The 24,362-nt window shown below is 54.9% G+C and carries 24 protein-coding genes; 15 read left to right on the top strand and 9 right to left on the bottom strand.

From position 1 onward, the window contains the following. Position 1: 1 nt before the first annotated feature. Complete coding sequence (locus tag CU041_RS08240; protein WP_101246378.1) at positions 2-1,639, top strand: DUF6119 family protein; 1,638 nt, start codon at positions 2-4, stop codon at positions 1,637-1,639. On the opposite strand, the gene CU041_RS08235 is transcribed toward CU041_RS08240, so the two are convergent. Beyond that, on the bottom strand, positions 1,623-2,840 hold the full coding sequence (locus CU041_RS08235) for a TIGR03862 family flavoprotein (protein ID WP_101246377.1): 1,218 nt from the start codon (positions 2,838-2,840) through the stop codon (positions 1,623-1,625). The two genes, CU041_RS08240 and CU041_RS08235, sit on opposite strands and share 17 nt — an antisense overlap. A gap of 432 nt (positions 2,841-3,272) precedes the next feature. On the opposite strand from CU041_RS08235, the gene CU041_RS08230 reads away from it, so the two are divergent. The 3 genes from CU041_RS08230 to CU041_RS08220 all read left to right on the top strand — a co-directional run bounded on the left by CU041_RS08230 (position 3,273) and on the right by CU041_RS08220 (position 6,042). Next, complete coding sequence (locus tag CU041_RS08230; RefSeq protein WP_082817687.1) at positions 3,273-4,349, top strand: ABC transporter substrate-binding protein; 1,077 nt, start codon at positions 3,273-3,275, stop codon at positions 4,347-4,349. 111 nt (positions 4,350-4,460) lie between these two features. After that, the gene (locus CU041_RS08225) at positions 4,461-5,234 is read left to right on the top strand and encodes an ABC transporter ATP-binding protein (RefSeq protein ID WP_101246376.1); all 774 of its coding nucleotides are present in this window, start codon (positions 4,461-4,463) and stop codon (positions 5,232-5,234) included. After that, complete coding sequence (locus CU041_RS08220) at positions 5,224-6,042, top strand: ABC transporter permease (protein WP_212733778.1); 819 nt, start codon at positions 5,224-5,226, stop codon at positions 6,040-6,042. Before CU041_RS08225 ends, CU041_RS08220 begins: the two co-directional genes overlap by 11 nt. 54 nt (positions 6,043-6,096) lie before the next feature. Here CU041_RS08220 and CU041_RS08215 read toward each other — a convergent pair whose 3' ends face one another. The 5 genes from CU041_RS08215 to pcaQ form a co-directional block, all read right to left on the bottom strand. Continuing rightward, on the bottom strand, positions 6,097-7,080 hold the full coding sequence (locus CU041_RS08215; RefSeq protein ID WP_101246374.1) for a helix-turn-helix domain-containing protein: 984 nt from the start codon (positions 7,078-7,080) through the stop codon (positions 6,097-6,099). Positions 7,081-7,229: 149 nt separating this feature from the next. Beyond that, the gene (locus tag CU041_RS08210) at positions 7,230-8,618 is read right to left on the bottom strand and encodes a TRAP transporter large permease (RefSeq protein ID WP_101246373.1); all 1,389 of its coding nucleotides are present in this window, start codon (positions 8,616-8,618) and stop codon (positions 7,230-7,232) included. Beyond that, complete coding sequence (locus CU041_RS08205) at positions 8,611-9,108, bottom strand: TRAP transporter small permease (protein ID WP_068517360.1); 498 nt, start codon at positions 9,106-9,108, stop codon at positions 8,611-8,613. The genes CU041_RS08210 and CU041_RS08205 overlap by 8 nt, the downstream gene beginning before the upstream one ends. A gap of 96 nt (positions 9,109-9,204) precedes the next feature. Continuing rightward, positions 9,205-10,236, bottom strand: coding sequence for a TRAP transporter substrate-binding protein (locus CU041_RS08200; protein ID WP_068517361.1), 1,032 nt, complete (start codon positions 10,234-10,236; stop codon positions 9,205-9,207). Positions 10,237-10,463: 227 nt separating this feature from the next. Then, entirely contained in the window at positions 10,464-11,405 is a 942-nt protein-coding gene (gene pcaQ, locus CU041_RS08195) for a pca operon transcription factor PcaQ (RefSeq protein WP_068517362.1), read from the bottom strand. Positions 11,406-11,548: 143 nt separating this feature from the next. Here pcaQ and pcaD point away from each other — a divergent pair, with 143 nt between their 5' ends. From pcaD to CU041_RS08155, 8 genes are all read left to right on the top strand, one after another. After that, positions 11,549-12,349, top strand: coding sequence for a 3-oxoadipate enol-lactonase (pcaD, locus tag CU041_RS08190; protein ID WP_101246372.1), 801 nt, complete (start codon positions 11,549-11,551; stop codon positions 12,347-12,349). Continuing rightward, entirely contained in the window at positions 12,342-12,734 is a 393-nt protein-coding gene (gene pcaC, locus CU041_RS08185) for a 4-carboxymuconolactone decarboxylase (RefSeq protein ID WP_101246371.1), read from the top strand. Before pcaD ends, pcaC begins: the two co-directional genes overlap by 8 nt. A gap of 5 nt (positions 12,735-12,739) precedes the next feature. Continuing rightward, positions 12,740-13,441 (top strand): protocatechuate 3,4-dioxygenase subunit beta, encoded by a 702-nt coding sequence (pcaH, locus tag CU041_RS08180; protein WP_068517365.1) that lies wholly within the window; start codon positions 12,740-12,742, stop codon positions 13,439-13,441. A 3-nt stretch (positions 13,442-13,444) separates the two neighbouring features. Then, the gene (gene pcaG, locus CU041_RS08175; protein WP_068517366.1) at positions 13,445-14,032 is read left to right on the top strand and encodes a protocatechuate 3,4-dioxygenase subunit alpha; all 588 of its coding nucleotides are present in this window, start codon (positions 13,445-13,447) and stop codon (positions 14,030-14,032) included. Between the two features lie 142 nt (positions 14,033-14,174). Further along, positions 14,175-15,029: a CoA transferase subunit A gene (locus tag CU041_RS08170; RefSeq protein ID WP_068517367.1), complete on the top strand. Its 855-nt coding sequence runs from the start codon at positions 14,175-14,177 to the stop codon at positions 15,027-15,029. 14 nt (positions 15,030-15,043) lie between these two features. Then, positions 15,044-15,817 (top strand): CoA-transferase subunit beta, encoded by a 774-nt coding sequence (locus tag CU041_RS08165; RefSeq protein ID WP_068517368.1) that lies wholly within the window; start codon positions 15,044-15,046, stop codon positions 15,815-15,817. 23 nt (positions 15,818-15,840) lie between these two features. Further along, a complete protein-coding gene (gene pcaF, locus CU041_RS08160; RefSeq protein ID WP_101246370.1) occupies positions 15,841-17,046 on the top strand; it encodes a 3-oxoadipyl-CoA thiolase in 1,206 nt (401 codons plus the stop codon). Between the two features lie 152 nt (positions 17,047-17,198). After that, complete coding sequence (locus tag CU041_RS08155) at positions 17,199-18,536, top strand: 3-carboxy-cis,cis-muconate cycloisomerase (RefSeq protein ID WP_101246369.1); 1,338 nt, start codon at positions 17,199-17,201, stop codon at positions 18,534-18,536. A 55-nt stretch (positions 18,537-18,591) separates the two neighbouring features. Here the strand turns inward: CU041_RS08155 and CU041_RS08150 are convergent, their stop codons facing one another. Further along, positions 18,592-19,083 (bottom strand): GNAT family N-acetyltransferase, encoded by a 492-nt coding sequence (locus tag CU041_RS08150; RefSeq protein ID WP_101246368.1) that lies wholly within the window; start codon positions 19,081-19,083, stop codon positions 18,592-18,594. Further along, positions 19,080-19,820: a TenA family protein gene (locus CU041_RS08145; RefSeq protein WP_233433045.1), complete on the bottom strand. Its 741-nt coding sequence runs from the start codon at positions 19,818-19,820 to the stop codon at positions 19,080-19,082. The genes CU041_RS08150 and CU041_RS08145 overlap by 4 nt, the downstream gene beginning before the upstream one ends. Before the next feature lie 185 nt (positions 19,821-20,005). Here CU041_RS08145 and CU041_RS08140 point away from each other — a divergent pair, with 185 nt between their 5' ends. The 3 genes from CU041_RS08140 to CU041_RS08130 all read left to right on the top strand — a co-directional run bounded on the left by CU041_RS08140 (position 20,006) and on the right by CU041_RS08130 (position 22,096). After that, positions 20,006-20,230: a YgaP family membrane protein gene (locus tag CU041_RS08140; protein ID WP_068517372.1), complete on the top strand. Its 225-nt coding sequence runs from the start codon at positions 20,006-20,008 to the stop codon at positions 20,228-20,230. Between the two features lie 162 nt (positions 20,231-20,392). Beyond that, on the top strand, positions 20,393-20,806 hold the full coding sequence (locus CU041_RS08135) for a TIGR01244 family sulfur transferase (protein ID WP_068517373.1): 414 nt from the start codon (positions 20,393-20,395) through the stop codon (positions 20,804-20,806). A gap of 162 nt (positions 20,807-20,968) precedes the next feature. Beyond that, entirely contained in the window at positions 20,969-22,096 is a 1,128-nt protein-coding gene (locus CU041_RS08130; RefSeq protein ID WP_233433044.1) for a peptidase C39 family protein, read from the top strand. A 31-nt stretch (positions 22,097-22,127) separates the two neighbouring features. Here the strand turns inward: CU041_RS08130 and CU041_RS08125 are convergent, their stop codons facing one another. Then, positions 22,128-24,098, bottom strand: coding sequence for a GNAT family N-acetyltransferase (locus CU041_RS08125; protein ID WP_101246479.1), 1,971 nt, complete (start codon positions 24,096-24,098; stop codon positions 22,128-22,130). Between the last annotated feature and the right edge of the window lie 264 nt (positions 24,099-24,362).

The raw sequence follows: 24,362 nt of genomic DNA, 5'->3' as shown, positions 1-24,362 counted from the left end.
GATGGCGAAAGTAACTTTCACAATTTACTTGGCGAAAGAGGGCCAAGAGCACTTCGAGGAAATTTTAACCGATAGCGCTAGGGAAAAACTCGGACGACGCGGGTTGTTCGTTCACAACTTACCGGAATTTGGGGATGGAGGGCGCTTGTTTGTATTTTCCGGCGATGAGCAAGTCCCCCTTTGGTACAGGAGGCTTGAACGGCACTTTGATTTAGCCTTCAAGGTGGGAACTAAGTCCACCAGCGCAATCCTGATGTTCAGAAAAGAAAGAAGGATCTTTGCTTGTCCATTTGCTTTCGGCTGGATGTATTTGAATGATCGTCGACTAGAAGCTGACTTCGGTTTACGTGCTGCAATTAATGCGTTGGATGACAAAAGGCTGCAACAAATAGAAAGGGCAAACTTGAGTGATGCAATTCGGGGTGTAGAACTGTCGCCTTTTAAAAGAGATTTGAGTTCTTTTGGGTTAGAAGCAGCGCTTAATCTTGTTCGACGAGTTGGTGGAGATGCGCAGGAAGATAGCACTGCAGAAACTATGCTTGGTGCGCAATCTCTCAAGATCACAGGTGATTTCGATCTTGAAAATCTTCCAGAGTTAGCAAGTGAGGCTTTGGGCCTATTCACATCGGAGTTTTATAAAGACACTAGCTTTGTAGCGTTGGATGTAATTCGGCCGATTAGAGATCGGGCTTTGGTTGATAAATTAGATTTGCTGGCATTGGAACGAATTAAGGAAGGCCACGAAGACTTCGAATTTGGTCTTCCAGTCGCTTTGGCTGATGAGTCGGTAATGTATAGTTTTCAGGGACCCGGATTGCGAGGAGGTTTTCCTGATCTTAATCTAACTGATTATCTAAACGCTCTAGGTGAAAAAATCGAAGAGATCACCCCCGATACCCTAAAAAAGCACAAGGTGATTGCTTCTTTTCAAGAAGCCGATCGCCCAGATCGGACTTGGTCTGCGCGACAATCTTTAGTGGGTACGTTAGTTCATGGGGACGGTTTGTACGCGCTTAACGAAGGAGAATGGTACAGGATTGACCAAGCTTTTAGAGATACTGTCATCAATTCATTTGAACAATCGTGTGCTGAATGGGACGGTTTTCCTAAACCACGACCGCTTGCTAAGCAGTTTCAAGAGAATGGAGACGGAGTATATGAATCTGAGGGGCAGTACAACCGTTCAGTAGGCAAAGCATTGGGATACTTGGTATTCGATACTGTGATGATAAAAGTTCCAGATGTACCAAACTCAGGTTTTGAAGTTTGTGACTTGCTTGACCTGCAGAATAAGAGACTGATTCATGTTAAGAAAAACTCTCGTAGATCCAGTGTGTTGAGCCACTTTTTCAAACAAGGCTCAAATTCTGCACGGAACATAAAATGTTACCCGTTAGTAAGGGAGAAAATGGCTGAATATGTTGGAAGCCAATATTCTCAAGAGCAGGCGGACGAACTTCGCAACTCCTTTGATAACAATTTGAACGACTGGACAGTGGAATATTGGATAGCGGATAGGCCTAGAGCCAATGGTCTCTTCGATATTCCGTTTTTCAGTAAAGCGTCATTCAGCGAAGAGCGAAGAAGTATGCAATCGATGAGTTACAATGTTTGCATTCGCTTTATACCGCTGCATTAAATTTCATAAAACACCCACTCAACAAATACCCACCTGTAGGTGCCTCCCAATCAATCATTTCGCCGAGGCAATAGGTGCCGGGGCGTTTGATGAGTTGGAAGTTGTCATCGAGTTCTTCCCAAGCGACACCGCCGGCGGTGCTGATGGCCTCGTCGATTGGGCGGGGCTTTTTGATTTTGAGGGGGAGGTTCTTGATCGCGGTGGCCAGTTTGGCCGGTTCGTTCAGGGTTTCGCGCGGGGTGACTTCGAAAATGAGTGCTGTTTTGGTGGCGTCAAGGCCGAGTGTCTTGCGCAGGTGATTGCCAAGCGAGTTTTTGCCGCGTGGCTTTGACAGGCGTTGGGTGACGTCATCAAGTGTGCGGTCGGGGCAGAGGTCAAGGGTGAGGGTGCCGACCCCGGTTTCAAGCCATTGATCGCGAAGCGTGGCGGATATGGCGTAAACCGCACTGCCTTCAATCCCGGTTTTGGAAATCACGAACTCGCCGCGCACGGTCTGGGGGCCGCAGGTCAGCGTCACGGCCTTGACCGGTGATCCCGCACATTTGTCGATCAGATGATCCGTCCAGTCGATGTCAAAGCCGCAATTGGCCGGTTTGAACGGGTTGCATTTGATCCCGGCATTCATCAGGATTTCCATCCATTTGCCGTCCGATCCCAACCGTTTCCAGCTTCCACCACCAAGGGCGAGGATGGTGATATCGGCATCTGCCGTCACGTCGCCATCGGGCGTTTTGAAAACCGCCTGACCGGCAGCGTTCCAGCCGGTCCAATAATGGCGGTAATGGATCACGCAGCCCAAACCATCAAGGCGTCGCAACCAGGCACGCAAAAGCGGGCTTGCCTTCATCGCGGTCGGAAAGACCCGGCCAGATGAGCCGACAAAGGTTTCAATACCAAGCCCCGCGCACCAGTCGCGGATTTGGGCGGGGCCGAATTTGCGCAAATGCGGTTCAAGGCGGGCGCGCGATGCGCCATAGCGGGTCAGGAAGGTTTCCAGATCCTCGCCATGGGTGATGTTAAGCCCTGATTTCCCCGCCATCAGGAATTTGCGCCCGGCACTTGGCATGCCTTCATAGATCGTTACCGCATAACCGTCACCCGCAAACCGTTCTGCGGCCATCAGGCCAGCCGGACCGGCACCGATCACCATGGCGGTTTTGCCATTCGGGGCTGGTTTTACGGGGGTGCTGGCTGTGGTCATGATCGGCCTTGTGATGCGATGCGGTTCTGTTGGGCGGTTTTAGCTTCTTTGGCGGGAATTGGCAATTTGTGCTGATGATCCTGTGGTGCTGGTGGTGAGAGGCCCGCGCCTTCCCAGGAGCCACGAAGGGCGGGGCTTAACCCGATACGTCACGCCCGTACAGGCGGGCACCCATCGGGGCGAGTGCAAAAAGCAAGGGTACGGGAGATTGGCAAGTATCGAGCATTCTCAACCGCATATGGGGATGCGGTCGCAGGGATTTCTCGCCTGTATCAGGTGATGATGAAATATCATTTCATGAATGGCGGGTTGTTGGGTGAATTCGACCCTTTTTGTTGCGGTTTGCGCCAAACATTGGCAATTTGTTGGCATTTCGGATAACAAAAAATCAGAAGAGGCAAACAAACCAAAAGACGACCAACAGGAGGAAACATGCGTTCTTACGATCTGGTGAAGGGGATCGGCGCGATTACCCGTCGTTCCATGCTGGCGACCGCACTTGGCGCCATTGCATTTGGCGCGGTGTCATTCGGGCAGGGGGCTGCGCAGGCGGCCGAGAAAATCAACATTGCGGCACTGACCTTTGTTTCAAGCTCGCCGTTGTTCATCGCCAAGGAAAAGGGCTATTTCGCGGACGAGGGGCTTGATGCGGAAATCACGTTCTTCCGCGCTGCACAGCCGGTTGCCGTTGCGATTGCATCGGGCGATGCCGATTTTGGCGTTACGGCCTTCACCGGCGGGTTCTTTAACCTGGCGGGCAAAGGCGCGCTTAAGGTGATTGGCGCACAGCTTCATGAAGATCCGGGCTATGACGGGTCGGCGATCCTTGCATCCAATGCCGCCTATGAAGCCGGTTTGACGTCGGTTGACAAGCTGGGCGGGCACAGCTTTGCCCTGTCGCAGGTTGGGTCAAGCTTCCATTACATGATCGGCAATGTTGCGGAAAAGGCCGGCGTTGATATCGACAGTATGGAGCTGAAGCCGCTGCAATCGGTTCCGAACATGATCGGTGCGCTTAAAAGCGGGCAGGTCGACAGCATGATCATCGTACCGCACATCGCCAAGCCGCTGGCAAATGCCGGTGCGGCCCATATCATCGGCTGGGTGAAGGATTATGTGCCTTATCAGGTTGGTGGTCTTTTCACGTCGACCAAAAATGTCGAAGAACGCCGTGACGTGGTCGAAAAATTCGTGCGCGCCTATCAGAAAGGTGTGGCTGATTACCGTGCGGGTCTTCTGGCGACCGATGCGGATGGCAAGTTGATTGAAAGCGATACCACGAACGAAATCCTCGAAATCGTTCACAAATATGTCTATGCCGATGACCCGGCCGAGAAGGCCTATCCGAAAATCCGCAATGGCGCGATGTTTATCACCGAGGAAGGCAAGCTTGATGTCGAAGACGTCAAGGCACAGGTCAAATGGTATCAGGAGCGCGGCTATGTTTCCGAAAGTGCCGATCCCGATACCTTCATCGATACCAGCTTCATCGCGCCGCTTGGCCAGTAAGCGGATGTGATTTCAAACCGGGCCGAAACTGTTGCGTTCGGCCCGGTTGTCTTTGGGACGCCTGTCTTCCCGAACTGCCACCACGAATGTTAATTATCCAAAGAGTTGGCCATGCGGCTTACCATCAAAAATGTCAGCCATCGCTATGATCAGGTCGAAGCATTGCGCGACATTGATCTGACGATTGAACCGGGCGAGGTTGTTGCCCTGATCGGGCCTTCGGGCTGCGGGAAATCAACGCTTTTGTCGATCATTGGCGGGATGCTCAAACCCAGTTCCGGTGACGTCCTGATTGATGATCAGGCCAAACCCGACGGGTGCCTTAACCCGCTGACATATGTGTTTCAGGATTTTGCATTGCTGCCCTGGCGTACGGTTGCGGGCAATATCAGTCTGGTGCTTGAAGACCATCCATTGTCCAAAGCCGAACGGGATGCCCGGATCGAAGAAGTTCTGGCGCAAACCAATCTGTCGGATTTCCGCGATGCCTATCCCAAACAGCTGTCTGGTGGCATGAAGCAACGCGTCGGCATTGCCCGTGCCCTTGCGGTGCGCCCGGCGGTGCTGTTGATGGATGAACCGTTATCGGCCCTTGATGCGCAGACCCGCATTCTGTTGCTTGATGAATTTTCTGATCTGTTTGCGCGCACCGGCATGACCGCGGTCTATGTTACCCACAATCTGAACGAGGCGGTGCGTCTGGCCCATCGGGTGGTGGCGCTGCGCCGTCGTCCGGGCACGATCAAGGAAATCCACAGCATCGATATCCCGATCAGTGATCGCACTGAGGGTATGGCCGAACTGGTTGCCCATGAACAGGCCCTTTGGAACCTGATCCGGGATGAGGCGGTTGCCGCGGACAAGGAGCTTGAAAATGTCGCATGAGGTCGCAAACAGCACTTCTGATGGCGCTGATAACAAGGTCCGTTTTCGTGCCACCGGCTTTAATCCCAAGGCCAATCCGGTTGCCGCATGGGCAAGCTTTGTGGTGGTGATTGCCCTTTGGCAATTGGGATCAAGCACCGGATTTATTTCCGAACTGGCAATGCCAAGCCCGGTCGCGGTGGCCCAGGCACTTTGGCAATTGATTGTGTCGGGTGATCTTTGGCGCCATCTGGCGGCATCGCTTCAGCGTCTTGTGGGCGGCTGGGTGATGGGGACGGTTGCGGGCCTGATCGTCGGGTTTATGGTCGGCATGTTTACCTGGGCGCGTTCGCCCGGTGTGGCATTGGTGTCCGCCCTGTTCCCGATCCCGAAAATCGCGCTTTTGCCGCTGTTTATCATTTGGTTTGGCATTGGCGAGCCGTCAAAATTTGCCACCATTGCCTTTGGCGTGTTTTTCCCGACCGTGATCAACACCTTTGGCGGGGTCGATAACGTCCAGCGTAACCTGATCCGCATGGGGCAAAGCTTTGACATGCCGATGTGGTCGGTGATCCGCAAGATCATCCTGCCTGGCGCATTGCCAACCATCCTGTCGGGTTTCCGTATTTCATCCTCGATCGCGATTATCCTTCTGATCGCAGCCGAGATGATCGGGGCACAATACGGGATTGGTGCACTTATTCTTGCGGCAGGCAACCTGTACCAAACCGATCAGCTGATTGCCGGTGTGGTGGTTTTGTCGCTGCTGGGATTGTGCGTATCCTGGCTGCTGGGGCGGCTGGATCGCTGGTTGCTTGGCTGGCGCTAGGTTCTTCACAAAACACAGAAAAGCCGGGCAATTGTAACGATTGTCCGGCTTTTTTTATCTGTGATCGGCCCGGAACCTGGCTGGCGGCATGCCGGCCTTTTTGGCAAAGAAACGGGAAAAATATCCGGCATCGCGAAAGCCGAGTTCGCCGGCGATTTGTTGAACCGCGATGTCGGTATAGATCAGGGTGCGCTTGGCCTCCAGCATCAGGCGGTTTTGCAAGACCTCGCTTGCGGTCATGCCATAGATATCCTTGGCAATGCGGTTGAGCTGGGTGGTCGTGACGCCGATTTCGCGGGCATAGAATTCAAGCGGTTTGTGATGTTTGTAAAACCGTTCAACCAGCATCTGGAATTTGCGAAATTTCGCGGTTTTCTGTTCTTGACGCGACAGATGGGCCGGATCACCTTGTGGCGCGATCCGCCCGACATCAAGCAACAGCAATCCCAGAATATGACGAAGCGCAAACAGACGCCCGGTATTGTGGCTGTAATATTCGCGCGCCAACTGTGAAATCAGGAAATCAACCGGCCCGGATGGCTGGCTCTGATCGGGGTCAAGATTGGTATCAACACAGATCGCCTGATCAAGCCGGGCGAGCAATTTGGGGGCCGGGGCCAGAATTTCCTGAAGATGATTATCGGTCAGGGAAATGACCCAGCCATCAATATCATCACTGAATTTGAAACCATGCACCGTGCCCGGCGGGACAGTAATCAGCTGCCCGGCCTGCATGGTCAGGTTCTGGTCATCAAAGCTGATTTCGGCTGTGCCCCGGGTGATGTAAAGCAACTGAAACAGGTTGGTATGACGGTGCGGCTTGATGTGCAAATCATGCAGACGCGATCGTTCCGGGATGCTTTCAAGGTGAAAGAATTCCGGTTCGGTGATCGGTTGCTGTTCGCTGGTTTCCGCGCCATCGGGAAAATCATCGGCGAAACCATCGGACACATCCCGGTCAAACGCGTCGATTGGCGATTGTGCGCGATGGGCGTCGCGTTCGCCATACAGTTTGTAAATCGGAATGCTGTTGCGCATGGGGATCCTGATGGAGTTCCAGACGGGTTTGATCGGGCTTGGATGAAGTCTATCCGGTTTCAGACAGGACCAAAAGGGACCAAAATACCCAAAAGAAAAGCCCGTCACAGGGGAGTGACGGGCTTTTATGATCAGCTTTGTTTCGGCTATCAGCCCAGTATCGAGGGGACGAACAATGTCAGGACCGGCACAAAGATCAAAAGCAGAATACGAATGATCTCGGCCCCGAAGAACGGCATCACCCCGCGGAAGGTCTGGCTCATCGGGACACCCTTGGCCAGCGCGTTGATGATAAAGACGTTCAGTCCGACCGGCGGGGTTATCAACCCCAGCTCCACGACAATGAGTGCGAGAATACCGAACCAGATTTTAAGGTCCTCGGTCCCCATGCCATAGGCCGCGGTCGCCGCCGTTGCCCAGTCGCCACCATTGATATCAACAAGGGCAGGCCAGAAGAACGGGATCACAACCACGATCATGGAAAGACTTTCCATAAAGCAGCCAAGCAAGATCAGCGCCATCAGCATCAGAACCATGATCAGCCACGGGTCAAGACCACTGGTTGCGGCTGCTTCTGCCATATAGGCCGGAAGGTTGGCACGGCTGAAAAAGCCCTTGAGGATTTCCGCACCCAGCAGGATGAAGAAAATCATCGAAGACGTGATCGCCGTATCCTTAAGCGATTGGCGCAGGCCTTCCCATGACAGGCCGCCTTTGCCTTTCCAGCGCATATAGGCGCCGTAAACCAGGATCGCGAACACACCCACACCGGCGGCCGGGGTCGGCGTGAACAGACCGGCACCAAGACCCAGAATGATGGATCCGAAAATCACCATTACCGGGATCAGACGCAGCAACGCTTCCTTGCGTTCGGCGGGCGGCATCGGTTCGGGTTTCGGGGCCAGCGACGGGTTCAGGCGGACCTGAATAGCGATCACGGCCATAAAGAACACAACGGCAATCAAACCCGGAATGATCGCGGCCTGGAACATCTGAATGATCGATGCTTCGACCGTGACGGCATAAATCACCAATGCGACCGATGGCGGGATCAGAATGCCAAGCGTTCCGCCAGCTGCCAGCGTACCGGTTGCCAGCCGCGGCGAATATTTCAGACGATCAAGTTCCGGAAGGGCAACCTTGCCCATGGTCGATGCGGTGGCAAGCGATGATCCGCATACCGCACCAAAGCCGGCACAGGCACCAATGGCTGCCATGGCAACACCACCACGGAACCGGCCCAGAATGGCATTCACCCCCTGGAACAGGTCGCGTGACAGATTGGCCTGACTTGCCAGATATCCCATCAGAACAAACAGCGGAACGACCGACAATTCATAGTTCGACACAATCCCGTACAGCAGCGATTTGAACTGCTGAAGATAGGGGTCGAAACGCAGGAACGGGAAAAACAGGCTCAGCACATAGTTGCCGCCAATGCCAACGCCAACCATGGCAAGGCCGACGGGAACACGCAAAGCCAGAACGAAAAAGAGAACAGCAAGGCCACCAAGGCCGATCAATTCGCGCTCAGACATCGGCCTCTCTTTCGAAAATCTGACTTCCGGCAATGGCCGCCCACAGGAACATCGAAATGATGCCCGGGACATAGAACGGCCAGATGGTCCAGCCAAGAATTGCCGAAAGGGTATTGTCGCCACGAACCTCGATCAGGCCATTGACCATCATATAACCAAGGAACAGCGCCAGTCCGGTCATGAGAATGCTTGAAACCACGTCAATTACGCGGGCAAACCCGTCCGGGAACATTTTGATGAACACATCAACGGCAACGTGACCGCGATGTGCCTGGCAGTAGGGGAAGAACATCAGGGCAGCCGAGCTGACAATCATGCTGACGAAATCTTCATAGCCGATGATGGCCGGAAAGTTGGCGTCAAACAGCCGGGCGATCTTGTCCAGACCAAAGGCGGTAACGTTGACAATCGTTACAACGGCAATCAGCAGGGCAAGCAGGCCACCGATAACGGCGAACCATGATGCAGCCTTGTAGAGCACGTTTTTCATATGTCTTACAATCTAGAGGGCAATCTAGCGGGAAAAACAGGGTCACGCATCGGTATGATACGTGACCCCACAAGATTTTCCAGTAACTTGATATCGTTACTTGGTATGGGCCAGAACGGCTGCTTTTGCGTCTTCGACGAGTTTCGCGCCGTCGATGCCGTTGGACTTGGATTCTTCGATCCAGCGATCAACGACCGAGGCAGCGGCATCATCGAAGGTCGCTTTTTCAGCGGCGGTCAGTTTGACAACCTGACCCTTGCCTTCGTTGATCATTTTCTTGCCGACTTCTTCAACATTGTTGAAGACATCGCCAATTTCGGCTGCGAAGTCGCGGCCGGAGTTGCGATCGATGATTTCCTTGAGATCATCCGGAAGGCTTTCGTAACGATCTTTGTTCATTGCAAACAGGAAGGTCGAGGTGCCAAAGCGCGAATTCACGCCTTCGCCTTCAACAGAATAGGAAATCAGTTCAGCCAGTTTAAGCGGCGGAACAACTTCGAACGGAACCAGACCGCCATCGACCACGCCAAGCGACAGTGCCTGCGGCAGGGCCGGGACCGGCATGCCAACCGGCTCTGCGCCCCAGGATTCAATAACCCAGGAACCGGTACGGGTCGGGGTACGCAGTTTCAGACCTTTGACGTCATCAACAGTGCGGACTTCCTTTTCCGTCAGATGGATGGCCTGACCGGCATGGACGTGAACCGCCAGCGGGTGGATGTCTTTAAGGTCTTCGGCGAATTCGTCCTTAAGATCCCACATCGCAAGGTTGGTTGCGCGCGCGTCACCAAGATGCACGCCCGGCAGTTCGAAAACTTCGATGCGCGGGAATACGCCCGGGGTGTAACCCGGAAGCGTCCAGACGATGTCTGCAACGCCGTCACGAACCTGACGGTACAATTCCGGCGGGTTGCCGCCAAGCGACATGGACGGGAAGATTTCAAACTTGATACGGCCGTTTGATTCTTCTTCGATTTTCTTTGCCCACGGCTCAATCATTTTGGACTGTGCCGGTGCCTTCGGACCCAGGAAATGGTGGATCGTAAGCGTGACTTCCTGTGCGTGTGCGCCGAACGACACCATGGTCGCAACAGCTGCACCCGCAAGCAATTTGGTGATGTGTTTCATTCTTCCTCCTTTGAACGTCTTGTCGCGGTCATGACGCCGACAAACGTTTCAGCCATGATGCGCATCTAGCGTGCGAAGTTTTCCAAGATACTTGGTTGTTGTTTTTATTATTATTTTTGGAATGGCCTGCGTTTGGTGCAATTCTGCCATACCGAATTGGAACCAATCTAATGGGCACGTGATGGTTATGTATAATGATATGTCCGCACATTTGCATAACCAAACGATTATGTATTAAGGCCTGAATGGGTTGCGTGATGCAGTGCCGCTTCTTCGCGCACAGCATTGATCAGCATCTCGACAGGCGGTGAAATCGGCGAGTCAATCCGGGTCGTCAACCCGACGGGTCCAAAAGTGTCACTGGTATCTATCGGTAATTCAACAAGATGGCCCTCGGCGATGTCAGATGCAACAGCCCCGTTCGAGATGATCCAGATCGCATCGGTCTCGCGCGTAAAGGCACGCCCGAACGATGTTGAAACCGTTTCGATCCGGTCGGGAAGGGCGCCGATGCCGTGGGCAATCAGCATTTTGTCGACCGTCGGATGAATGATCGCATGTTTGGGCGGCACCAGAACGGTGAATTCGCGGATACGCGTAATGTCGGGATTTTCATCGGTCAGCAACGGATGCCCCGGACGCGCCACCAGCGAAATATGTTCCGAATATAAATGTATGAATGACAGGCCCGACATTTGATCGGGTTCGGCCAGCCGCCCGACCACAAGATCAAGCTCACCAACGCGCAATTGCCCCATCAGCATCACGTTCGGACCGGCAACCACCTTGACCGTTGTGTCGGGACTAAGGGATTTGAACCGGCGGATGGCATTGGGCATGACGCTGGCGGCAACGGTCGGCAATACACCAAGATTGATCGAAAGACCGCCCTGCATGCGGACCTGGCTGATGCTGTCGACACCCTGGCGAAGGGCGGTGACGCTGGCCCCGGCATATCGCAGGAAAACCTTGCCGAAATCGGTCAGGGTCACGCCGCGTTTGGATCGGTCAAACAGCCGCGCATCAAGATGTTCTTCAAGTTCGCGGATGGTCTTGGAAACGGCGGGCTGGGTGATGGACAGGGTGTCGGCGGCCTTGACAACGCTGCGCTGACGCGCGACTTCCAGAAAACAGGTCAGATGACGGAATTTAATGCGTTGATCAAGCATGTGTGCCTACGTCGCGTCGTTGTAGAATAAAGTAATCAGAACACAATGCATAATTATATAGTTATGCAAAATACGCAATTCATCATTTTACATAACCAAAACCATCTGCGAAATTGTGCGCAAATAAGCAGGGTGGAAACGACATGAGTCTACAAGTCGCCCCGATCAACGGGACACATATCCATTATAGCCAGTCCGGGCCGAAAGACGCGCCTGTGCTGGTGTTTTCGAACTCGCTTGGGACCGATCTGCGCATCTGGGATGATGTTGTTGCGGCACTGTCTGACCGCTTCAATATTGTGACCTATGACAAGCGCGGCCATGGATTGTCAGGCATCGGTGATGCGCCATATGACATCGCGCTGCATGCCAATGACCTGATAGGGCTGCTTGATCATCTTGGTCTTGGCAAGGTGATTATTTGCGGTCTGTCGGTTGGCGGACTGATTGCCCAGAAAGTCACGCAATTGCAGCCCGAACGCGTGCGCGGCCTGATCCTTTGTGATACCGCCCCCAAGCTTGGTGATTATAACGGCTGGAATACCCGGATCGAAGCCATCAAGGCCGACGGGATTGATGTTCTGGGCGATGCGATCATGGAACGCTGGTTGTCGCCGACGTTCCGCAAGGACCGTCCGCTTGAAACCGCGATGTATCGCGACATGCTCGTGCGCACGACAGAGGCCGGCTATATCGGCACCTGTGTGGCGCTGCGCGATGGTGATTTGCGCGAAGCGGCGGGCAAAATTGCGGTTCCGACCTTATGTATCTGTGGATCGGATGACCTGGCGACACCGCCCGATGTGGTGCGCGAAATGGCGACCATGATCCCGAATGCCGAATTTGAATTGATTGACGGGGTCGGGCATTTGCCCTGCATCGAAACCCCGGAATTGCTGACCCGGTTGATCGACCGATTTACCAAGGAGAAGAACCTTGTCTGAGAGCCGGTATGACATTGGCATGAAAACCCGCCGTTCCGTTCTGGGCGATGCGCATGTGGATCGTGCGTCAAAAAACATCACCGAAATTGATGAAGGTTTTCAGCGCTATATCACTGAAAATGTCTGGAATGGTGTCTGGACCAGCGACACATTCACCAAACGCGAACGGTCCATCGTTACCATCGCCCTTCTTGCAGGGCTTGGTCACGAAGAAGAACTCGCCATGCATATCCGGGCGACCCTGAATACCGGGGCGACACGCGATGATATCCGTGAAACCCTGATGCATGTTGCGGTCTATGCCGGCGTTCCCGCCGCCAATACGGCATTCCGCATCGCCAAACAAGCCTATGCCGAGATCGACGCGGCATCCAAGGGAGAGTAAGTTAAATGTCCGTTTTCAAACCGCGTGACTGGGGATCCCACGCCCCGTTCATTGCTCCGGGCTACAAATCCACCATTCTGCGTGGCCCGTCGCGCCCGCCGCTGGCGATCAAGTCCGGCCTGACCGAAGGCACCGGGCCGCGTTTTGCCCCGGCCAGTGTGCGTGCACTTGATTTCGATCTGACCAAAAACGGGATCACCAACGGCGAACCGCTTGGTGAACGCATTGTGGTGCATGGCCGTGTCATGGATACCGATGGTCGCCCGCAGCCGAACATTCTTGTCGAAATCTGGCAGGCGAACGCGGCAGGCCGTTACGTGCACAAGGTTGATCAGCACGAAGCGCCGCTTGATCCGAATTTCCGCGGTTCGGGACGCTGCATGACCGATGAAAACGGAAATTACAAATTCTATACCATCAAGCCGGGGGCCTATCCGTGGGGCAACCATTTCAATGCCTGGCGTCCGAACCATATTCACCTGTCGCTGTTTGGTCCGGGCTTTGCCACCCGCCTTGTAACCCAGATGTATTTCCCGGGTGATCCGCTGCTTGAACTTGATCCGATTTTCCTGGGCACCGAAGACCCGGTCGCACGCGAACGTCTGATTGCCAAATTCTCGATCGACAAGACCGAGGAAAGCTTTGCGCTGGGTTATCAGTTTGACATTGTCCTGCGCGGACGCAACGGCACCCCGATGGAGAATTAAGTCATGGCATATGGTGAAACCCCTTCACAGACGGTTGGTCCGTATTTCGCCTATGGCCTGACAGCAGGTCAGTATGGCTATGATTTTACCGATATCGCCGACCCGGTTGTTGCCGGTCCGGATGCCAAGGGTGAACATATCCGCATCACCGGCACTGTGTTCGATGCCGAAGGCAATCCGGTCAATGACGCGATGATCGAAATCTGGCAGGCCGATGCCGATGGCGTTTACAGCGAAAAGCCGGTCGATGTTGCTGATGCCGGTTTCCGTGGCCTTGGCCGGTGCGGCACGGGCACGGATGCCAAAAACCGTTTCTGGTTTGATACGGTCAAGCCGGGCGTCGTTGCCGATGCCCAGGCCCCGTTTGTCAATGTGATCGTGTTTATGCGCGGCATGCTTGTTCACGCCTTTACCCGTTTTTACTTCGACGACGAAGCTGAGCTGAATGCCACGGACACCGTCCTGCAATCGGTTCCGGCAGATCGTCGCGACACCTTGATCGCCAAGCGTGTCGAAACCCCAAGCGGGATCGAATACCGGATCGACATCCACATGCAGGGGGACGCGGAAACCGTGTTCTTCGACGTGTAGGCCGATCTGGTCCGATGGCTGCGTCCGCTGCTTTGGGGAAAGCCGGCGGTCGCAGCCATCGATCCGATTTCCCGCATGATGCGGGGCAGTTGCCCCGAATTTGTTTTGTTCTGTTTTGGTTTGATACCACAGGAGTTTTACCGTGGTTGCACGTTTCATGTCGCTTAAAGAGGCTGTCGCGTCCTGCGTTAAGGATGGCGACACCATTTCGATGGAAGGCTTCACCCATCTTATCCCGCATGCTGCCGGGCACGAGATCATCCGTCAGGGGATCAAGGATCTGACCCTGATCCGCATGACGCCCGATATGATCTATGATCAGCTGATCGGTGCCGGCTGTGCCAAAAAACTGATCTTCTCCTGGGGCGGTAACCCGGGTGTTGGTTCGCTGCATCGTCTGCGCGAAGCGGTTCAGGAAAGCTGGCCGCACAAGCTTGAGATCGAAGAACATTCCCACGCGGCGATGGCCAATGCCTATGACGCCGGTGCGGCCGGTCTGCCCTGTGCGGTGTTCAAGGGATATCGTGGTGCGGAACTGCCGCGCGTGAACCCGAACATCAAGTTCATCAAATGCCCGTTCACCGGCGAAAGCCTGGCCGCGGTTCCGTCGATCCGACCGGATGTGACGGTTGTTCACGCCCAGAAAGCCAACAAAAAGGGCGATGTCCTGTTTGAAGGCATCGTTGGTGTGCAAAAAGAAGCCGTTCTGGCTGCCAAGAAATCCATCGTGACGGTCGAAGAGATCGTCGATGATTTCGGCGATATCTCGTCAAACGCTGTGATGCTGCCGAACTGGGCGGTTACCGCGATTGTTGAAATCCCGGGCGGGGCGCATCCGTCCTATGCACAGGGGTACTACAAGCGCGACAACGCGTTTTACAAGGCATGGGATCCGATTGCCCGCGACCGGGAGGCTTTCCTGGCCTGGATCGAAGAACATGTCATGAATGGCGGTCCCGAAGATTTCGCGGCCAAGCGTGAAGCAAACAAAGGCTAAGCGGAGAAAAGATCATGGTTGAATATACCCCGACTGAAATGATGACGGTATCCGCCGCACGCGCGCTTAAAAACGACGATGTGTGCTTTGTTGGTATCGGTATGCCGTCTGCGGCCTGTAACCTGGCCCGTCTGACCCATGCACCTGACATCACCCTGATTTATGAAAGTGGCACGATTGGCACCAAGCCCGACGTTCTGCCGCTGTCGATCGGTGATGGCGAACTGTGTGAAACTGCTGTGAACACGGTTCCGGTGCCCGAAATGTTCCGCTACTGGCTTCAGGGCGGCAAGATTTCGGTTGGTTTCCTTGGTGCGGCCCAGCTTGATAAATATGGCAACATCAACACCACCGTGATTGGTGATTACGACAACCCCAAAGTCCGTCTTCCGGGCGGTGGCGGTGCGCCGGAAATCGCAACCAGCTGTGGTGAAGTTTTCCTGGTGATGAAACAAAGCAAACGCGGCTTTGTTGAAAAGATCGATTTTGTGACGTCGCTTGGTCATGGCAAGGGCGGTGATGACCGCGCGTCCTATGGTGTGGATACCAAAGGCCCGTCGCGTCTGATTACCGATCTTTGCATCATGGAACCGCATCCGGTCGGCAAACAGTTCATCGTGACGTCGATCCATCCGGGCGTAACCCGCGAAGAAATCATCGAAAATACCGGTTGGGATGTTGAGTTTGCCGACGAAGTCGCCGAAACTGCGATCCCGTCCGAGAAAGAATTGCAGGTTCTTCGTGAACTGCATGCTCGTACCGCCAAGGCCCATGCGGGTCAGCAGTAAGAGTAATAACAAGGATCTTAGAAATGGCTGACGCATATATTTGCGATTACATCCGTACCCCGATTGGCCGCTTTGGTGGCAGTCTGTCACAGGTACGTGCCGACGATCTTGGCGCGGTGCCGCTCAAGGCACTGGTTGAACGCAATCCCGATCTTGATTTTGGTGCGGTTGACGATGTGGTCTTTGGCTGTGCCAACCAGGCAGGTGAAGACAACCGCAACGTTGCACGCATGTCATCGCTTCTGGCCGGATTGCCCGAAACCGTGACCGGAACCACGGTCAACCGTTTGTGCGGTTCGGGCATGGATGCGATCATCATTGCTGCACGCGCGATCAAGGCGGGCGAAGCTGACCTGATGATTGCCGGTGGCGTTGAAAGCATGTCACGCGCACCGTTCGTGATGCCCAAGGCAACGTCGGCGTTTTCGCGCAATGCGGAAATCTATGACACCACCATTGGCTGGCGGTTCGTCAATCCGGTGATGAAAAAGCAGTACGGCGTGGATTCCATGCCCGAAACCGGTGAAAACGTTGCCGAAGATTTCAACATTTCGCGCGGGGATCAGGATGCCTTTGCCGTGCGTTCACAGGAAAAGGCCGTTGCTGCCCAGCAGAACGGAACCCTTGCCCAGGAAATCACCCCGGTGACCATTCCCCAGCGCAAAGGCGATCTGGTTGTGGTTGATACCGATGAACATCCGCGTGCGGGTACCACGGTTGAAACCCTTGCCAAATTGCCGACCCCGTTCCGCGAAGGCGGTTCGGTAACCGCGGGTAACGCATCGGGCGTCAATGACGGGGCGGCTGCCCTGATCGTGGCATCCGAAGCCGCGGTCAAGAAATATGGCCTGAAACCGATTGCCAAGGTTGTCGGTGGTGCGACGGCGGGTGTTGCGCCCCGTATCATGGGTTTTGGCCCGGCACCGGCCTCTAAAAAGCTTCTGGCACGTCTGGGCTGGACCACTGATCAGCTTGATGTCATCGAACTGAACGAGGCATTCGCATCCCAGGGTCTTGCGACCCTTCGTGATCTTGGCATTGCCGATGATGACGCGCGTGTGAACCCGAATGGCGGGGCGATTGCCCTTGGTCATCCGTTGGGCATGTCGGGTGCACGTATTGCCGGTACGGCGGCCCTTCAGCTGAAACGCACGGGTGGCAAATACGCACTGGCGACCATGTGCATTGGTGTCGGTCAGGGGATTGCGATTGCGCTTGAAGCAGTCTGATCCCGGGAACGATTTGCCCATGAGTTGAAAGACGCCCCTGTGCGCTCAGATGTTTCTGAACGGGCAGGGGCTTCTTTTTGCGTTGTTGACCAACCCGTTGCACAGCGCGACACTATGAATTCGCACCTGATTACCATGGTGGATTTGACCTGATGACGATTTCGCCTTTTGACTCGGCCCTGCTTGGCGGGCTGTTTTCCGATCCGGAAATTGCGGCCCTGTTTGATGACCGGGCACAGATTGCCTCGATGTTGCTGTTTGAATCTGCCCTTGCCGCAGCAGAAGCCCGCGCAGGCGTCATTCCAGGGGAAAGTGCCGCACGGATTGCCGAAGTTTGCCGCGATTTCAATCCGGACCCGGCGTCTTTGGCGGCGGGAACGGCAAGTGCCGGTGTGCCGGTCCCGGCCCTGGTCAAGGCATTAAAGGCCGAGATTGGCGGTGAAGATGCCCGGTTCGCCCATTTCGGTGCCACCAGTCAGGATGTGGTTGATACCGCACTGGTATTGCGGTTGCGCGATGCAATCGGCATCATCCGTCGGCGCATTCGCAAACTGGCCAGATCGCTTGCGGCCCATGCCGATACGCATCGCAAGACCGTGATGATCGGGCGCACCCGTTCACAACAGGCTGTTCCGACAACATTCGGCCTGAAGGCAGCCGGTTGGCTGGCACCGCTGGTGAGGATCGACCGGCGGATCGACAGCTTGGCGGCGGATTTGTTACGGCTGTCGTTTGGCGGGGCGGCGGGAACGCTGGCATCGATCGGGGCAAAGGCTGCCGATGTCGAAAGCAACCTGGCCGAAGAACTTGATCTTCCGGCATCAGACATGCCCTGGCATGCGCAGCGTGATGTTCTGGTGGATTTCGCAAGTCAGTTAACAGCGTTAACTGGCGCGCTTGGCAAAATGGGTCAGGATCTTGTTTTGCTGGCGCAATCGGAAATCGCCGAAGTCCAGCCGGGCAAGGGCGGTGGGTCATCCACCATGCCGCATAAATCCAACCCGGTGCAGGCCGAAATGCTTGTGACACTGGCACGCTTCAATGCCGGGCAACTTGGCGTCTTCAGCCAGTCACAGCTTCATGATCATGAACGTTGCGGGTCAAGCTGGCTTCTGGAATGGCTGACCTTGCCGCAGATCATTATGGCGGCGGGAACGGCATTGGCGCAGGCGGTTGATATGGTGCCGGACCTTAAAATCAATACCGGGCGCATGGCCGAAAACCTTCAATTGTCGCGCGGGGCGATGCTGGCAGAAGCCGCGACCTTTGCCCTTGCCGACCATATCGGGCGTGATGCCGCGGACAAGCTGGTCAAGGATGCCATTGCCAAATCATCGGCAAACGGGTCGAACCTGTTTGATGAATTGCCCAAATTGACCGACGCGCCGGTAAACTGGGCACAGGTCGGTGATCCTGCAAACTATGTCGGTCAGGCGGATTTGTTCATCGATCGTGTTTTGGGGACAGCCAAACGCGGATTGCGGGACTGATCAAACCGGGCTCAAATTCAAAAGGCTGCCAGCGTTGGACCGTTGGCAGCCTTTTTTATGCGGGTTGGCCCGGTTTGCGCAGGCGCTTTTCAACGGCATAATTGTGGATCGGAACGCCATTGATTTCAAAGTCGCGCCGCTCGACCACGGAAAATCCCTGTTTAAGCAGGAAGGATTTGGCAAGTTCGCTGGCCTCGGAATAGAGCTTGCCGATATTTTGCGCATTGGCGGCGTTTTCAAGTTCACCATAAAGGCTGGCAACCACCCCGGTTCCCGCCACATCGGGGCTGGCATATAAAAATCCGATATGGCCATCGGGTTCAACATCGCCAAAGGCAACCGCACGATCATTCTGATCAACGGCGACCAGGCAGTAACGCCCGTCGGTCATCAGTTTTTTGAACTGGTCGGGGTTTGGTTGCAGGCTGGCCCAGATCGCTACCTGTTCCGGGCCATATGATTTCGGGCCGAGTTCGGCGACCGCACGGGCATATATGTCGGTCATTATCGCGGCATCTTCGTCGCGAAACCGGCGAATGGTGATCATTGCGCTGATCCCCACGCGGTGTCAAAGAACCGGACTTCAAGTTCCGTTGCCCGCGCAAAGAACGAAAGGCAGGCGTTGCGTTCCGATGCCGACAGGGTGGGGCCAACCTGATCAAGCTGATCATTCAGATAGCCAACCACACTTTCGAAATACGCACCGACATGAAGATCAAGCCATTCGGCATACCAGAAATCCTTGGGGCGCTCTGTCAGGGACCGGTTGACCCGGTCGGCCCAGCCAAGATAGGTGCCTTCGGCCACGGCAAGTACGGCCAGCATATCGGCATAGCTGGTGCCGTTGGCGGCATCGGCCATCAATTGTTTGAAATCGCTGGTGGCAGACCAGTCGGGCTGTGTTGCGCGGGCCTCATCGGTAACGCCAAGTGCGACAAAGCATCGCTCGAAATAGGTGTTTTCAGCCCCGGTCAGAAGAGCCAGAAACTGGCAGCCGGGAATGCGGTCCTTCAATGTCGGGGCGCGCGACACCGCAGCAGCCAGAAGGGCAACAAACCGGTCGATAAAGCGATGATCCTGAATAAGATAGTTTTCAAGATTGCGTTTGGGGATTGCCGCCTGACCCCAGGCATCCGTGAAGGGATGATGCGTGACGCGATGCCAGTTTTCAGCAACCGATGCCTTGAGCCAATCTGAAAATCTGCCGTCCGGGGTGGCGTGCTTCCATTCGGGATAATCCGGGGCGGATGAAGCCGCAGCAGGCTGGGGGATATCGATCGTCACGGCACGGTTCCTGATGTGTTTTGATGTGTTTTGATTTTTCCCCTTTTTACATGCCGCTCATACAAGGGCAATAATCCAAATCACATGTCTTCGAATTGGCCGCCAATTGATCATTATCAATGTAAATCAATACATAATGATATAATGCTTGTGTGATCTTACAGCGACGGCCCAAGGAGGATGTCATGGCAAATGTCGGGATGATTGATCGTGTATTGCGTGCCTGTGTCGGTGCGTTTCTGATTGCCTTGCCGCTGATTATGGCAACACCCGAACAGGGGATGGTGGCCTATGGGACATTCGGCTGGGTAATGGTTGCAGCCGGGATTGTCATGTTATTGACGGCGGCCTTCCGGTTTTGCCCGCTTTATCTGTTGCTGGGTGTTCGGACCTGTCCGCTTTCGAAATAACGTGCGGGTTGCTGTCAGTCGTCTGCACATGACAATTTTCTGTTCAAGCGGTTGCAACGACCGCGCTATAGTGGCATCCGTATCAGTTAAGGTGTTCTGCACATGTCCGTTTTGACGGGCAGATTGCGGTACGCCATCGGCAAGACATAACGGAACAGAAAAATGAAACGCCTGAGCGACGACCTGACGGTATCCCCGCAATTGCCACTTGATGCGATCGACGAGATTGCCAAGGCCGGTTACAAGACCATCATCTGTAACCGCCCGGATAATGAAGACCCGGGCCAGCCATCCTTTGCCGAGATTGCCGCCAAGGCCGAAGCCGCCGGCATCAAGGCAATTTTCCAGCCGGTCGCAAGTGGCAATGTCTCGGACGCCGATGCCGACGCATTTGCCGCCAATCTTGCCGCGGCGGAAAAGCCGATCTTTGCCTATTGCCGGACCGGCACGCGTTGCACGATCCTGTGGTCGCTGGCCAATGCCGGAAATCTGCCGGTTCAGGACATTATCAAATCGGCATCTGATGCCGGTTATGACATGTCGCCGCTATTGCCGCGCATTGCTGCGCGCGCCTAAGTGCGGCTGTCCGTTTATTGAAATTTGTGAGATGGGAACGGTCCCCATCGCATAAATGCGCGGCACGCCTGCCAAAATTGCACTATCGCATTTTTGCAAATCATGTCGATATGACAGGACGGTATGATACCGTGTGTCAGATTTTCTGCTGTGGGTGTGACTTTGAATACGCGTGAAAAGGCCAAAATTGATATCCGGTTGGCCGTGCCTGGCGACATTGATGCGCTGTGCGAAATTGAAGATCAATCCTTTGAAATTGACCGGCTGAACCGGCGCGCATTCAAACGCTTTGTCGGAAGCGAAACCGCGCGTCTGTGCGTTGCCTGCACCGATGATGGCGTGGTTGGCTATGCGCTGGTGATTTTCCGGCGCAATGTCGCGCTTGCCCGTCTTTATTCCCTGGCGGTATCGCCGCAATGGCGCGGGCAGGGGATCGGGCAGCAATTGATCATCCGGGCCGAAGAACTCAGCCTTGATTTCGGCGCGCCGATCCTGCGTCTGGAAGTCAGTCAGAAAAATGATCGCGCCATTTCGCTGTTTCATGCGGCGGGTTACCGCGAATTTGCGCTTTATCCGGATTATTACCCCGATCATTCCGACGCGTTGCGCATGGAAAAGGTATTGGTGCCCAATGCCTTGCGTCTGCCATCCCCCATTCATTTCTATCACCAGACATTGCCATTTACCTGCGGCCCGGCGGCCCTGATGATGGCGATGAATGCGCTTGATCCGTCACTTGAACTTGATCGCAATCTGGAAATTGCCCTGTGGCGCGAAGCAACCACCGTGTTCATGACATCGGGTCATGGCGGATGTGGTCCGCTGGGACTGGCATTGGCGGCCAATCGTCGCGGATTTGGTGCCGAGGTGCTAAGCAGTCGCGACGGGCCGCTTTTTGTTGATACGGTGCGCAAACCCAAAAACCGCGAAGTGGTCGAACTGGTGCATTATGATTTTGCTCGTCAGGCCCAGGATGCCGGCATTGCGGTGACGACCGGACCGTTTGGCGTGGCCGAAATCGAAGAACGCGCCAAACAGGGCAAGATGGCGCTGGTCCTGATCAGCCAGTACCGCATTTACGGTGACAAGATCCCGCATTGGGTCGTGGTGTCGGGCTTTGATGACCGGTTTGTCTATGTGAGTGATCCCGATATCGGCGATGATCACGAACCGTTTAATGGCAGTGATTGTTTGTCGGTGCCGATCCTGCGCAACGAGTTTGATCTGATGGCAAGATACGGGCGTGACAAACTGCAAGCCGCCGTCTTCATAGACAAAAAGGCCGGGTAAACCCGGCCTTTTTTATTGTGCGATTGAGAATTCAGGGGCGGGCAATCTTGCCCAGAAGATGCGCAATGATGCGGCGATATAGCTCCATGCCCAGAACCACGTCCTCGACCCCGGCATCGACATTGGGGTTGTCATTAACCTCGATCACCATCGGGCCATGCGGGGTTTCCTTGACATCCACACCATAAAGGCCATCGCCCATCAGGCGGGCCGCGGCAAGGGCGGTTGCAACGATATCGGCAGGCGCGTCTTCGACGGCCACGGTTTCAAACCCGCCTTCCTCGAAACTTTTGCCATCATCTTCATGTTTGACGATCTGCCAATGGCCCGGCGCCATGAAATAGCGGCTGGCAAAGATCGGCTCGCCGCCCAAAACACCGATACGCCAGTCAAATGTCGTTTCGACATATTCCTGAATGACCAGAAGTTCCGAGTTCTTGAACATCTCGGTCGCGACTTCATTAAGGTGTTCGGGGGATTTCACCTTGCGCACCCCGCGCGAGAAGCAGCCATCCGGCACTTTAAGAACCGACGGGAAGCTGAATTGCTGACCGATTTCGGCAATGCGGCGCTTGTCAAAAATCGCACTTTTCGGGGCAGGGATACGATGGGTGCGCAGCAACTCGGCCAGATAGACCTTGTTGGTACAACGCAACATCGAGTCCGGATCATCAATCACCGGAATGCCTTCCTTTACCGCGCGTTTGGCAAAGCGATAGGTGTGGTGATCAAGGGCCGTTGTTTCGCGGATCAAAAGGGCATCAAATTCCGAAAGATGATGGAAATCCTTGGCCGTGATCAGTTCGGCCTTGGCGCCAAGATCGGATGCGGCCTGAACAAAGTTTGCCAATGCTTCCTTGTCTGACGGCGGCAAAACTTCGTCCGGGTCATGCAGGATCGCGACCAGGGCGGTCGGTGGGGTGACGTTGCCCTGCTTGCGCACACGTCCGCGCAAATAGGCGCGAAGGGCTGCTTCAAATTCGGCAAGGTTGCTGTCATCAAGCTGACCCAGGGACGGGGCTTCGATTTCGCGCAAAATCTTGCGGTCCTGCTTGTTCAGATGCAGGCGCAGGATCGGGCAGCGGAACTGGTCAAACGCCCGTTCGGCGATCTGGCGGAACCGTTTGTCGGCGGTGCGTCCGAAATAGACATCAATATGGTCCGGTGCCTGTTCCGGGCCATGGCCCGATTTTGCCAGCGCATCAATGATCTGCGGGCTGAGTTCCGAACGCGCGGTTTTCTGAAGACGTTTCCAGTTAAGGTCGAGAAGCACATCGGCCTCGGGAATGACACGTTCGGCACGCGCAGCAGCCAGAAGACTGCAATAATAGCCGCGCGACAGATATTCATAGGATTGGCACAGGTTGATCACACGGCGGTTGCGCACCCCGTGATCAAGCGCAAGATAGTCGCGCACCCGCATGACGCGCGCACCCGAAACAGCAAAACGCTGATCGGACAGGCGATCAACAAGGATCAGCGGCGCACCGGTGGCAACCGCCGGGGTAACATCGGTCTGACCGTCATAGAGCGCATGTTCAAGGCGAATGCCATCACCGCCATCTTCGTAATAGCCCGGAAGATCGGCGACCTTCTGATAGCCGTGGCGCTCATACAGATTGCGCGCGGTGTCGTTTTGAACCCGCACTTCAAGGCGCATACGATGGCAACCGGCATCCATTGCCAGATTCTCAAGCCCCGCCAGAAGCTGTGTGCCAAGACCTTTGCCGCGCCATTCCTGTGAAATCGCAAGCGAATAAATCCGGGCGACGACCGCATTGGCCCGCAACAGCAGCAATCCGTATCCGACAATGGCCGGTTTGTCGGCATCGCCGGCATCCGCAACAAGCAGACGCGCAGATGCCTGACGCAAGAAGCGCGAAAAAGAGGCGCGCGAAATCAGGTCGCTTTGAAAATTGGCGTTCTCAAGGGCGCAAAGCCCATCAAGGTCGGCACGTACTGCGTTGCGAATAATGACGGTATTGGTCTGGGTCGAAGCCACGAGACGGACCTCCTGCGATTGGATGTGATGCATATGTTGCGCGCAACTCCCGGTACGCTCAAACCAAAAAGCTCACAAGTGCGAATATTGTTCACAGCCATGCCATTTTTTCATGGGAAGTGGCACTGGTGACACTCGACCTGTAAGATGAATGAAAATATGGTGTTTTCAGTTCGCTGTTTTGAAAATAACAACAATTCTGTTTGCAACAATCCCTGATGGGATCAAAGGGTATAAAAGAACGCCAAACGATGTTAACTGGCG

The sequence above is a fragment of the Thalassospira povalilytica genome (genome assembly GCF_002844235.1).
In the GTDB taxonomy this organism is placed as follows: domain Bacteria; phylum Pseudomonadota; class Alphaproteobacteria; order Rhodospirillales; family Thalassospiraceae; genus Thalassospira; species Thalassospira povalilytica.
Note: the sequence above shows the minus strand (reverse complement) of the source record. Positions and strands in the feature narration are given on the sequence as shown.